We start from the raw sequence: 13,313 nt of genomic DNA on the forward strand, positions 1-13,313 counted from the left end.
ACTTGTATAAATTAGGAGAGAGAATATGTCAGTTTGGAGAAAATTAATTACTGCGGTTAAAGGTGGAGCAACTGAAGCAGCTCAATCTGTAGCCGATAGTCAGGCCATTCGTATTCTTGAGCAAGAAATTCGCGAAGCCAAAGACGAGTTGCGCAAGTCAGATCATGCCAGAACTCAAATACTAGCTAAGTGCAAACTAGCTCAACAAAAAGTTGACAGCTTACAAGCCTCTGTTGAGCAATACGAAGCTCATGCTCGCAAAGCAGCAGACACAGACCGTCAATTAGCTTTAGATTGCGCTCAAAAAGTCGGTGATTTACGTGCTGAGCAAGATGGCGAACAGAAGTACCTTGACCAGTTTAAGACATCTGAAAAGCAATTGGCTGTAAACATTAAGCAAGCTAAATCAAACTTAAAACGGTTAGAGCAGCAAGTTGATATGGTAAAGGCGACTGAGTCTGTGCAAAAAGCCCAAGTTGCTGTGTCATCGCGTCACTTAGGCGCAAACAGCAAAATGAAGACTGCAACTGAATCATTGTCACGTATCCAAGACAAGCAAAATCTGCGTAATGCTGAATTACAAGCAGCAGAAGAATTAGCCACTGAAGAGTCTAGCGATGATCTAAGTAAACGTTTAGCAGCAGCCGGTATAGCAGGCGGCAATGCATCAGCAGATGACGAACTTAGTCGTATATTAGGCAAGTAACACATTGGCTTTTGAAGTGGAATAAGGCAAATGATGTTTCCAAGATTACGCAAGATGTTGAGTCGGGTGTTTGCCGAGATGCGCTGGTACAGTATTGTACTGGCGCTTCTTTTTTATGGGACTAGCAGTTGGATATTATTGTATCTGGCGGGCGAAGAATCTCTCACACAACCAGCGGATTTTATTTATTGGTTGGTCGTTACAGGCTCAACAGTTGGTTATGGTGATTTATCACCCAGCACCACTTCAGGCAAATATTTAGTCTCTTTTTACATTATTCCATTAGGTCTAAGTATTTTTGCCCTAGTATTAGGGCGTATTGCAAGTTGGGTATCAAATCAATGGCAAAAAGGGGCAAGAGGTTTGAAAAGTTTAGATGTTGAAGATCATATTCTGGTGCTAGGTTGGAATGGTCATCGCACCATTCGGTTATTAGAGCTATTAATCCGTGAACGAGCATCAATTGAAGAAGATCCTGTAATAGTTCTGTGTGTTAGAGCAGACATCAGCAACCCTTTACCTGGGCAAATTGAGTTTGTCAAAGTTGCCACATTTAGTAATGACACCGATATGGACAGAGCTTGCGTAGCCAAAGCTAGCGTGGTGTTAATGGATAATCCAGAAGACGACCTCACTATGACCACCGCATTATATTGCAGTCAACGTAATCCTGACGCACAAATGGTGGCTTATTTTAATGATGAGAGCTTAGTGGGTTTATTGCAAAAACATTGCCCTAACGTGGAGTGTACCCCTAGTGTTGCGGTTGAAATGCTGGCTAAGTCGGCGTTTGATCCTGGTTCAAGCTTGTTACATCACGACCTATTAGATATTAATCATGGACAGGCGCAATATTCAGTATGTATCCCCGCTAATATCCCACCGATAAAAATTGAAAATATTTTCGAAACGCTAAAACGCAAATATCGAGCTACTTTGATAGGTATGGTCAAAGCAGATGAAAAGTTAAATATTCAAGTGAACCCCGACTTAGATTTGATGCTCTCCCCCGGTGATAAAATTTTCTACATAGCCGATGAGAGAATAATTAAATTTCAGTGGAATGACTTTGTAAAAAAATAAAAGGCGCTCCTATGTTCAGTAAATTATTTGGTAAAAAAGAAACCATAACAAAATCTAAAGCCCCCGAAATTATGGGGCTCTATTTAGGAGGTTCGTTTGAACTCGACCCTCTTAAATTGCGCTTAATTGAGCCAGAGCTGATGATTGAAAAAGCGGCTAGCCAACACCTTATCCAAGCAGTAGGTGAAGTGAATTTAGATACCGGTGGCAAAATTTTGCGCTTTTACACCGATGATGATGCCTTTTTGCAAGTTATCTTAGATGGTGGGGATACAGAAAATCACATCACAGATGTAAAGCTATGGTATTTTTACGAAACCAAAACCATAGGCTCAGAAGCACAGTGGAAACAAACAATTGCCTCAGGTGTATCTAAACCCACTTATATGCTTGAAGACGAAATATATCAACGAGTATGGGATGCAGTTGGAGAAGAGTCTCCACCTGTTGCAATGACCGAAAAAACTTATGAACAAGATGGCGATACCAGCGAGACCGATCAGTTTGTGATGTTGTACGAGCGTCAGCTCGAAGGCGACGAAGTGGAAACATTATTAGTCACAGCTGAAGAAAAATTAGTGAATAATAATTTTGACCGTTGCTTAGTCATCAGCACTGGCTTTAATATTGGTCAAGCAGATATTACGATTAACGGTTAACAAACACCGAATGATGATTAATTGTTAGTGTGTATAAGTGCGTATGTTACGCTCAGTGAAATATTACTCAGTAAACGAAGGATAAATAATGGATGCAATAATAAATTCGATATCAGGCTTAGGCAATTTTGCGCTATATTTTGGTGTGTCAATCTTGTTGTTGTTTGTGTTTAAAGTGGTGTATGCCTTTGTGACTCCTCATGATGAGTGGAAATTAGTCAAGGTACATAAGAACCAAGCAGCAGCCATAGGTTTTGGTGGTGCAATAATTGGCTTCAGTATTGCCTTAGCAGGTGCTGTAGCCAATTCTGAGTTTTTAATTGATTTTGTTGTTTGGGGTGTAGTGGCAATTATTGCTCAATCGTTCGCCTTTGCTTTATTACGTTTTACCTTTATGCCTAAAATTGCAGACAGAATTGATAAAAACGAAATATCTGCAGGCACTATTTTAGCAGCGGTGTCTATTTCTGTTGGGCTGCTTAACGCTGCTTGTATGAGTTACTAGGAGAGCCCTATGCAATCCAATAAAACTAAGCGTTCAAAGTCAATCAACCTGACCAGTATGCGAAAAAGCTTCAGTGTTAAACCATTAGCACTAGGCATTGCCGCAATATTTCTTTCAGCTTGTGGTGACAAACAAGACGCCGCAGTATTTACCAGCGTAAATGACTGTACCGATGCTAACCCTGAGTTTGCAGAGAAATGTAAGACTGCCTATGCAGATGCATTAAAAGAAGCAGAGCGCACCGGACCTAAATACAACTCTCAGAGGGATTGTGAGTCTGAATTTGGTAACAACCAATGTAATGTAGTGCGAAATGAATCAGGTTCATTTTTTATGCCATTTATGGCCGGGTACATGTTAAGTAACTTAATGTCACCCAGAGGCTATTACTCTCAGCCAATGTTCACCTCACGTTCTAGAAATTCATCTTATAATAATAGATGGATGGGTGCAGATGGTACTGATTTTGGCGATAATCGACGACGAACCATGCGTGTTAGTGAAAAGTCACTAAAACCTAAACCTACCGTAACTAAAACCATGAGCCGTGGTGGATTTGGTAGCAGTGTGCGGGCTAAATCTAGTTGGGGCAGCAGTTCTAAAAGAGGCGGTTGGGGTGGTTAATTCCAGTTATAAAAGCTTTATACAGCGTGAGCTATATTAAAGACATGCTAAGTTTATGTTAAGAGTCGCCATACCTGAACGTGCCAACTGGAAAAGAAAAGCCGAAGAGTTCGGCTTTAAATTCCATACCATGCACGGTGAAGCTTATTGGGATGAGTCGGCTTATTATCAGTTCTCACTTAAACAAATTGAACAGGACTTAGAAGCCCCCACTGAAGACATTCACCAAATGTGTTTGGCCGTAGTAGACAAGGTTGTTCACTCTCAAGAGTTACTCGAAAAATTCCAAATTCCGCAAGCCTTTTGGCAACAAATTAGTGATTCCTGGAAAAAACAAGATCCTAGTCTCTATTCTCGCCTAGACTTTGCGTACCATGGTAAAGGCCCTGCCAAGTTATATGAAAACAATGCCGATACACCCACATCGTTGTATGAATCGGGGTTTTGGCAGTGGTTATGGCTAGAAGAACAAGTCAATACGGGTAAGATTTCAAAACAAGCTGATCAATTTAATTCATTACAAGAAAAACTAGTCAATCGATTAGCCGCTATTGCTAAGCATTACGATATCAACCATATGCATTTTGCCTGTTGCCAAGATACAGATGAAGACCGTGGCACAGTGCAGTATCTCCAAGATTGTGCCAAAGAATCAGGTTTGAGTAACGATTTTGTATTTGTTGAGGATATTGGCCTCGCTAAGTGTGGCAGCTTTAGTGATTTACAAGACAATAAAATCGAAACCCTATTCAAGCTCTATCCTTGGGAGTTTATGCAACGAGAAGAGTTTGGTGAGTCTATCCAAAGCGCACAGGTTAATTGGCTGGAGCCTATCTGGAAGTCTATTTTATCGAATAAAGCCTTAATGCCGATGTTATGGAAATTATTCCCCAATCACCCTAATTTACTGCCGTCCTATTTCGAAGATGAACTAGCTAAGGCCACAGAAACAAAGCTCGTTAAAAAGCCTATTTTCTCTCGCGAAGGTGCCAACATTAGTGTCATTGAAAATGGTAAAACAGTGTTGCATGCAGATGGCCCGTACGGTGAGGAAGGTTTTATTTATCAAGCTTATTATCCCCTGCCACAATTTGGTCGTCATCATACCTTGATAGGTTCGTGGTTGGTGAACGACCAAGCTGCAGGCATTTCGCTAAGAGAAGATTCATCGCCTATCACCCAAGATATGTCACGTTATTTACCACATATTATTTTGTGACAATTTGACATGACTATGGCGACAATTATCAGTCACACTAGCCTCATAATATTTAATAGCAGTTTATATCAATGATCAATCCAATAGGTAGAGCTTCAATCACCAAACAACAAATTCGCTTTGTACTAGTGATATTTTTGGTGATCAGTGCGATCGAAGTGATTAACTTGCTGACAGGAAGGATCTTTAATCAGTTAGGTATTATTCCACGCTATGTGCCTGGACTTAGAGGTATTGTTTTAGGCCCCTTTTTGCATGGCAACCTGCAGCACTATTTTTCGAATATTATACCTTTATGTATATTCAGTTATTTACTGCTGCAATATGGCTTAAAGCGTTATTTGCAGTTAACCGTTTGGATAATGCTAATAACAGGCTTGTTGGTGTGGTTATTTGCTAGGCCAGCAACCCACATTGGTGCCAGCGGGGTTATTTATGGCTACTTTGGTTATTTAGTCTTAGCTGGATTTTTAAGCGGAAAATTTAAACTGATGATTATATCTGTATTAGTCGCCTTTTTTTATGGCGGTTTAATTTGGGGGATTTTGCCCTCTGCCCCCTTTGTTTCATGGGAATCTCACTTATTTGGTTTTATTGCTGGACTGGCAGGTGCAAAATTATGGGCAAAACCTTCGCCCTAAGAACGAATACGAATGTATAATCCTTTCAAGCAATAATATGTATAACAACAGGTAATCAATGTCTGACTCTCAACCACAAAAAAAAACAGGTCTACTCGGTAATCTAGCTTTTAATATTGTTATCCCGGTGTTGATTTTAACCAATCTCAGCAGCGACGAATATTTGGGGCCTGCTTGGAGTATTGTAGCTGCGTTAATATTCCCTATCGGTTTTGGCATTTGGGATCTCAAACAGACAGCCAAAATAAACCCGTTTTCAGTACTGGGTATCGTCAGTGTATTTTTGACTGGTGGTATTAGTTTATTAGAGCTCCCAGCTGAATATATTGCGATTAAAGAAGCTACCATCCCCGCTATAATTGGTCTCGCGGTGCTGTTCACTCAGCGCACCAGCAAGCCATTGTTGAAGGTGTTTGTGCTAAGCGAACAAATCATTAACTGGCAAAACCTGAATCAGTCACTGGCAAATTCTGGCAACAGTAATCTGTTTGAGAAGAAGATGGCAATTAGCTCTTATATTGTTGCTGGCTCTTTTTTCTTGTCTGCGGCGCTAAATTACATTTTGGCTAAAGTTATATTAGTCAGCCCTCCTGGAAGCTCAGAGTACACCGAAGAGCTAGGTAGAATGACAGCCTTGAGTTACCCAGTGATTGTGATCCCCAGTATGCTGATGTTGATGGCCGCGTTGTGGTACATCTTTTCACAGATTAAAAAACTAACAGGTGAAGATCTAGAAAACTTTTTGGCAGATGTTTAGAACTAATACTCTGTTTTAGCGTATTGGTAATATCTCGCACAACGATACCATAAGGCATAGATGATCGACGTTAGTGGCTTAGTCAAACAAATTATTGATGGTCATTCCAATAAAAATATCTTAGACAACCTCGAGTTTCATCTAGAGGCGAACCAATCTGTAGCCATCAGTGGGGATTCAGGCTCAGGTAAGTCGACCTTACTGAATATTCTCGCTGCTTTAGATTATTCCGATAAGGGACAGGTCAAAGTGGCGGGGTTGGCACTCAATATCATGAGTGAATCTCAAGCTGATCAGTTTCGAAAAAAACACCTAGGCATCGTTTTCCAACAATTCAATTTAATTGATTGTTTATCGGTTTGGGACAACATTACCTTCCCAGCCAGACTAAATGGTTTACCCATCGGCAGTTACCATAAAGATTTATTAGAACAACTGGGATTAAGCTCACACAAAGACAAATTACCGGTTAACTTATCGGGCGGTGAACAACAAAGAGTCGCGATTGCCCGCGCCTTATCTCATCAACCCAGCTTAGTGTTGGCCGATGAACCCACTGGAAACTTAGACGATAAAAATAGCCAAGCTGTAAGTGAGTTATTGTTTGGATTATGTAAAAAACTAGGCCTAACGTTAGTTGTTGTAACGCACAGTCCGAAAGTAGCGGCTTTTGCAGATACCCGCTTGTTGTTACGGCAGGGACAACTCCATCCTGTAGCAGATCAGAGCCCATATCCGACGCCAAACAGCGTATCAAGCTGATAATGGCACCTTTATTAAAACTTATTTGGGCTAGTTACCGATACAATATTTTACGCATGGCACTGGTGTTTATTGCTTTGATCACCGCTTGTGCCGGGCTCAGTGCAGTGTTGGTGATCAATAGCGCCGCCAAAAATAGTTATGCAGCTGCTAGCCAGCCATTTTTACAGCAAGTCGAACAGCGCATAATCGCTCGAAGTGGTCATGTTTTAAATAAACAAGATTTCACCTCACTGCGTCGTTTAGGCTTTACCCAACTTATTCCAGTATTACGAAGCTCGAAAATTATTATTCACCCCATAACAGGCCAACCTCAACGAATATCGTTGTTGGGCATCGATGCATTTTCGATTATCAGTTATTCCGCTAGAAATACATTAGAGGTTGCACCAAAGAATGCTACAACTTCGACACAACAGCTTGATCAATTATGGCGACCTCCTTTTACAAGCGTGATCCATCCAGACTTTGCGACTGAATTAAACTTCATTAGCGGCCAAACGTTGTCCCTTGAAAACAAACAGTTATTACCCAAATTAGCCGTGACTGGTATTGATGGTTTAGGACGAGAAGTCGTTATGGACATCGGACAATTACAGCGTGTCTTAGATACCCAAAAGATAAGTGAACTGTTGGTAGTAGGTGAGAAAAACGATAGTGTCACTGACGCGCTAATAGCGGTATTACCTGAGCACCTGCGTATTGAAAACATTAATACTGGCGAACAAGCGCAGCAGCTCACAGGCAGTTTTCACCTTAACCTTTTAGCGATGGCATGTTTGATGTTTGTGGTGTGCATGTTTGTCGTTATGAACGCCTTACATTTGTTGATAATGAAACGCTGGACAAATTTACGTATCGCCCGACAGTTGGGCGTATCCAGAAAACAAATATATTGGGCGCAAGGGGCCGAATTAGTATTAATCAGCTTACTATGCGCTCCACTTGGCGCTTTCATTGGCATATTTTTAGCGCAATTAGCCTCACCTATGGTATCGCTAACATTACAAAGCCTATTTGATGTGCGAATAGGTTACACACAAGTAGCCTATGTGACATTAATGACACAGTGTTTTGCGGCCTGTATCTTGGGCGCATTTGCAGCAGCCATTTTACCTATGTGGCAGTTGAATACTAAACTGGCTTTACGTAACTTAAGCGTCAATGTTAACACCCGTCATTTACCCTGGTTATTCGCCAGCATAATATTAGGCTGCATTGCTGTGGGGTTGGGTTATTACTCTAACAATATAATGATGAGTTTCAGCGCTATTGCAGTGAGTATTTTTTCCGGTTGCAGTTTACTTATTTACACCGTACCCAAGAGCCTAAAGATGCTGTTCCATAGTCTGCCAGAGCGCTGGGTATTATTTCGCTGGTTAGCTGCAGATGGGGTACGTTTATCCCAAAAGAGTAAAATTGCCTGCTGTGCTTTTTTCATTGCACTCACCAGTAATATTGGTATGAATTTAATGGTGGATAGCTTTCGCCAAGCCACACACCAATGGTTAAGTCAGCGCTTAGTGGCCGATCAATATATTTCGACTCAATCACCCAAGGTGTTTACACAATGGTTAACTACCCAAGACATAGATGTGGATGTAATCGAACGCAAAGGCCTTGATGCAAGTTTGCTTAATCAACCAAAAAGTAACGCCCAAAGTCGAACTAACATTGAGCTCAGGTCATACCCAAGCAACAACGTATATCAACAAGCGATGTTATTCGCTGAACAAAAATCGGATGCTTGGCAAATATTTGCTGCAGGTAAAGGCGTGCTAGTCAATCAGCAATTGGCGTTACGTCATGGCTTAACCCTGGGAGCAGCCTTAAATTTTCAAGTTGAGTCAGGCCCACCGGACACTAAACAGATAGTGGGTATTTACTACGATTATGGTAATCAAAGTGCTCAGGCCATGCTGGATATAGACTATTTCACAAAATATAATGCCAACACTACGTTGTTTGCTTTGCACTTTACATCAAAGCAACAACAAAACTTTTTTGCTGAGAAACTGGCATCTGCTTCCATATCAAATCAAGTCAGATCAATACAAACCCGTGAATTATTAGCGTTGTCGATGCAAACGTTTGAGCGCACATTTGTGATCACCGATGGCTTGAACATTGTCACTTTATTAGTTGCAGCCCTGTCTTTGGCCACATCGGTGCTGATGATTGATATAGACAATCGGCCTCAAAGGGCATTAATGAGGAGCATGGGAGTCAGTAATTATCAGATTACTGGCTTATCACTTATGCAATATACCCTACTCAGTTTATTGGCTTGTTTAGTCGCCTTACCATTTGGCATTGGCTTAACATGGCTGTTGATTAACCTGATTAACGTGCAAGCGTTTAGTTGGAGTTACCCGATACTTATCACACCTTCTAAACTCTTCTCTGCTGGGGTAATGAGTATAGTCTTGATTGTGATAGTGGTCGCACTTCCCCTTTACAAATTGAGTCGTCGCAAATTAGTTGAGGATATAAAGTGTTTGAGTCTATAGCCAAATATCTAGTGCTTTTTTTATTAGTATCGGTAGTGACAGCATGCTCTAAAAAATCTGACAATAAAGAGCAAGCAACAGATGCGATGTTTTCTGGTCTGAGTCGCAATTCACTCTCTCAGCAAACACCTGCAAATAGTGATGCAGTAAACATATCTAGCGAAGCTTTTGCCAACGTTGTCCCGGGCTACAATATTACATTTCCATTAGATCATGACAGTCACCCCGAGTTTGCGGTGGAATGGTGGTATATCACCGCAAATCTTACTGACGCATTAGGCAATCCCTATGCACTGCAATGGACATTGTTTCGCTTTGCCAGTGACACTCAAAGTACGCCTTGGGCGAATGCTCAGCAATACATGGGGCATGTGGGTTTAAGAGACGGTAAACAGGCTTGGTTCGAAGAACGCTTTGCCCGTGGAGGAGTGGGTAATGCAGGTATATCCACGACCCCATTCAATGTATTTATTGATGATTGGCAGTGGCTTGCTCAATCAACCGAGATGTTCCCGTCAACACTTGAATTTACGATTGATAAACAGATTAAGGTCAACTTAAACTTCACTGCTGACAAACCTTTTGTAAAACATGGAGAGCAAGGTTTTAGTCGTAAGCTGCGAAACTCAGAACAAGCCTCATATTATTATAGCCAGCCACACATTCAAGTCTCGGGTGAACTTGAACTGCCAATCGGAATAGTGAAGGTAACAGGCAATGCTTGGTATGATCATGAATGGACAACTCAATATCTAAGCCCTCTGGCACAAGGCTGGGACTGGTTTTCGATTCACTTAGACGATGGTGCTAAATTGATGTTGTTTAATATGCGTCACCAGCAATATCAGGACTTCTGGTCAGGCACATTGATAACAAAAAATGGTGAAACGATACATTTGTCTGAATCAGATATTCAAGGTGAGGTGATCCAGCGTGATAAAGTGGCAGGACGTTTGCTGCCCTTGCACTGGTCAATTAAATTGGTCCAGCATCAAATCGACATCCAGATTGCACCCATGCAAATAAATCAATGGAACCCAGGAATATTCTCATATTACGAAGGAGGAACGGTGATTTCAGGCTCCCACTCAGGAGTCGGGTTTATTGAGTTAACGGGATATTAGCTGACACTTATAGATAAGTGCCAGCTGCAAAAGGATTTAACAAAGAATAGCGAAGGACTATTTTTTATTTCTTAACAATTCAAATATAGTTTGTGCAATACGCGTGTTATCCAAATGACCTCGAAAGTACTCACTGCCTAATCCTTTAGCAAATATTTGTACGTCAACACCTGTATGTCCAGTGGTTGTCCATCCGGTATTTGAGCGATTATCTAAAATCTTAGAAATCGCGTTGTGGAAAGGCCTAGGTTTATCAGATTCAATCACACTTAAACTGGATATTTCTTCTGGAGTCAGCTCAAATCCCAATAAATCAGTTGCCAATGCACCTCGGTCTTTAGCCGTCATTAATTGTGTGCCAATCTCAACGGGTGAAGCCTTTAGGTTTTTCAACCAACTAGGACTCCAACTGTAATTGCCATTAGCACCGATACTTAGGCCGCCAGTGCTGTGATCAGCAGTGGCGACCAAAAGGGTGTCAGGGTTGTTTACAAGGTATTGCTCTAGCCATTCCAGGGTTACCGCAAGATCGTGCATTTCAGCCATTGCAGAGCCAATATCATTACCGTGCCCTGCCCAATCGACTTGGCTTGCTTCGATAAGTAAGAAGTATCCTTGGTCATTCTCTAACTGACGGATTGCGGCTTTTGCTAATGTTGGAAGTCGCATTTGATCAGTACTGTCTAGTGCCCAAGGCATGCCTACATCTGCAAATAAACCCAGTAAAGGCGTCCCCGCTTTCACATCGTTTAATTGAGTTAATTTATCGACATATTGGTAACCAGCAGCCTTAAATTGTTCGACTAAATTGCGGTCCTCACGAATAAAATATTTCCATCCGCCACCTAACATTACATCTAAAATAAACTGACCATTGGTTTTTTCATCGAAATAACTGTCGGCTATTTGATCATAATTTTGGCGACTCTCATTATGTGCACCAAAACTTGCAGGTGTAGCGTGATTAATCTGTGAAGTCACAGCAACACCCGTTTTACGCCCTTGCTCCTTGGCCAGCTCTAATACTGTTTGCACAGGCTTCTTATTGGCATCTACGCCAATCGCACCGTTATAGGTTTTAACACCGCTTGATAAGGCTGTGGCACTTGCTGCTGAATCAGTTACATAACCCGTGTCCATATCAGGATGTGTGCTAGCCATACCGACTAATAATCTATCAAACACGGTTTCTTCAACTTCGGGCGTACTTGGATTGTCTGCAAACATGCGATATGCCGTGGTATACGATGGGCCCATACCATCACCTACAATCATAATAATATTCTTAGGTGACTTAATATTTTCAGGTGAGTGAGTCGCTAATGCGGATTGGCATAAGACGGCGAATAAAAGAATAGAAATAGGCTTCATCTGGTCTCCGATGATGAAAAATAAATAATAAGTGAATAAAACACAAAAAAATAACCATGAATTATACGCTTGGCAATAATAAGGGGTTAATTTAAGTATAAATTATTTATGTGAACAAAAAAGTGATGCACAAGAATATTTTTGAGGTATATCAAATTTTAGCGTCTAGTATTTCACGCATTCTCTGTTGTACAACATCGACTAACAAGTCTGGTTGGAACTTAGAAATAAAGCGATTGCAGCCAACTTTTTCTACCATGGCATCATTAAAGCTACCACTTAATGACGTGTTTAAAGCGATAAAAAGATCATTCATGCGCGGGTCTTGTCTCACTTCAGCCGTAAGTCGATAGCCGTCCATTGAGGGCATCTCTGCGTCGGTGAACATCATTAAAATTTCGTCGGTGACAGTTTTACCTTCATCAGCCCAACTTTTTAAAAGGTTGAGTGCTTTTAAGCCATCTTTTTGTTCGATAATGACAAGGCCCAACTGGATCAACGTTTCTCTTATTTGCCATCTTGCTGTGGAGGAGTCATCGACTATCAGTATTTTTTTACCTTTGAGATGAGACGCAACCTTTTGGTCCAGCACGTCTTCAGAGATGGTAGTGTCGTACTTGACAATTTCGGATAACACTTTTTCTACGTCAATAATTTCAACCAGTTCATTTTTTCCATCAATATCAACCTGTGTGAGAGCCGTTAAATAATTATTTTTACCTGCTGTAGACGGTGGCGGTTGAATATCGCTCCACGAGGTATTAATAATGCGCAAAACATGCCCAATTAAAAAGCTTGAACACTTCGGTTATACTCAGTGATGATCACATTGACGGCTTCGTACTCTTCTTCATTGGCTGTGATTTTAATCGCTGCACGAAGGTCAATGACTGGAATAGATGTCCCTCTATAATTTGTCACACCTTTGAGGTTTGCATGAGATCTGGGCATTTGGTTCATTAAAGGCACCGAAATGACTTCTCTGATCTTGAATACATTTAATGCAAATGTGTGCCGTGAGCCCAATTTAAACATTAGCAACTCGAGTCTGTTTTCACCGACAAGTTTGGTGCGTTGATCAATTGAAGACATTAACTTTGACATACACGCTCTCAGGTTGATTTATTTACGATAACAAACAAGTAAATCTACACTAATGAAATCTACCAACAGTAGACACTTAAAAATACAATTACCTAATAAACGTATTTGTTATCTAACACTGACATTCACACAAACTATGATGAAGATATTTTATATAGATTATAAATATACAACTTAACTATATAGGATGATTAACAACAGCAACCCACATCACGTTATCGGTTGTTTTATTTTTTACCTTACTGTTA

12 protein-coding genes and 1 pseudogene are annotated in these 13,313 nt (G+C 40.9%); 11 read left to right on the top strand and 2 right to left on the bottom strand.

The window, feature by feature from the left end; genetic code table 11:
• Nucleotides 1-25: 25 nt before the first annotated feature.
• From C427_RS17505 to C427_RS17555, 11 genes are all read left to right on the top strand, one after another.
• Entirely contained in the window at nt 26-706 is a 681-nt protein-coding gene (locus tag C427_RS17505; protein WP_007641120.1) for a PspA/IM30 family protein, read from the top strand.
• A 33-nt stretch (nt 707-739) separates the two neighbouring features.
• Complete coding sequence (locus C427_RS17510; RefSeq protein ID WP_007641119.1) at nt 740-1,789, top strand: potassium channel family protein; 1,050 nt, start codon at nt 740-742, stop codon at nt 1,787-1,789.
• 11 nt (nt 1,790-1,800) lie between these two features.
• Nucleotides 1,801-2,448, top strand: a complete 648-nt coding sequence (locus C427_RS17515) for a YjfK family protein (RefSeq protein WP_007641118.1) — start codon at nt 1,801-1,803, stop codon at nt 2,446-2,448.
• 88 nt (nt 2,449-2,536) lie between these two features.
• Nucleotides 2,537-2,953 carry a DUF350 domain-containing protein gene (locus tag C427_RS17520; RefSeq protein ID WP_007641117.1) on the top strand — a complete coding sequence of 139 codons (417 nt, stop codon included), beginning with the start codon at nt 2,537-2,539 and terminating at the stop codon, nt 2,951-2,953.
• A gap of 9 nt (nt 2,954-2,962) precedes the next feature.
• A complete protein-coding gene (locus C427_RS17525) occupies nt 2,963-3,577 on the top strand; it encodes a DUF1190 family protein (protein WP_007641116.1) in 615 nt (204 codons plus the stop codon).
• Between the two features lie 55 nt (nt 3,578-3,632).
• Nucleotides 3,633-4,796 (top strand): glutathionylspermidine synthase family protein, encoded by a 1,164-nt coding sequence (locus tag C427_RS17530; protein ID WP_007641114.1) that lies wholly within the window; start codon nt 3,633-3,635, stop codon nt 4,794-4,796.
• A 71-nt stretch (nt 4,797-4,867) separates the two neighbouring features.
• Nucleotides 4,868-5,437 carry a rhomboid family intramembrane serine protease gene (locus C427_RS17535; protein ID WP_007641112.1) on the top strand — a complete coding sequence of 190 codons (570 nt, stop codon included), beginning with the start codon at nt 4,868-4,870 and terminating at the stop codon, nt 5,435-5,437.
• A 58-nt stretch (nt 5,438-5,495) separates the two neighbouring features.
• Nucleotides 5,496-6,194: a VC0807 family protein gene (locus C427_RS17540; RefSeq protein ID WP_007641110.1), complete on the top strand. Its 699-nt coding sequence runs from the start codon at nt 5,496-5,498 to the stop codon at nt 6,192-6,194.
• Between the two features lie 60 nt (nt 6,195-6,254).
• Nucleotides 6,255-6,956, top strand: a complete 702-nt coding sequence (locus tag C427_RS17545) for an ABC transporter ATP-binding protein (protein WP_007641100.1) — start codon at nt 6,255-6,257, stop codon at nt 6,954-6,956.
• A 2-nt stretch (nt 6,957-6,958) separates the two neighbouring features.
• The gene (locus C427_RS17550; RefSeq protein ID WP_007641099.1) at nt 6,959-9,466 is read left to right on the top strand and encodes an ABC transporter permease; all 2,508 of its coding nucleotides are present in this window, start codon (nt 6,959-6,961) and stop codon (nt 9,464-9,466) included.
• Complete coding sequence (locus tag C427_RS17555) at nt 9,451-10,590, top strand: lipocalin-like domain-containing protein (protein ID WP_007641096.1); 1,140 nt, start codon at nt 9,451-9,453, stop codon at nt 10,588-10,590. The genes C427_RS17550 and C427_RS17555 overlap by 16 nt, the downstream gene beginning before the upstream one ends.
• Before the next feature lie 57 nt (nt 10,591-10,647).
• Here C427_RS17555 and C427_RS17560 read toward each other — a convergent pair whose 3' ends face one another.
• A complete protein-coding gene (locus C427_RS17560; protein WP_007641095.1) occupies nt 10,648-11,961 on the bottom strand; it encodes an alkaline phosphatase in 1,314 nt (437 codons plus the stop codon).
• 151 nt (nt 11,962-12,112) lie between these two features.
• A pseudogene (locus C427_RS17565) lies at nt 12,113-13,065 on the bottom strand (chemotaxis protein CheV).
• Between the last annotated feature and the right edge of the window lie 248 nt (nt 13,066-13,313).

It is taken from the genome of Paraglaciecola psychrophila 170 (genome assembly GCF_000347635.1).
Lineage (GTDB): Bacteria > Pseudomonadota > Gammaproteobacteria > Enterobacterales > Alteromonadaceae > Paraglaciecola > Paraglaciecola psychrophila.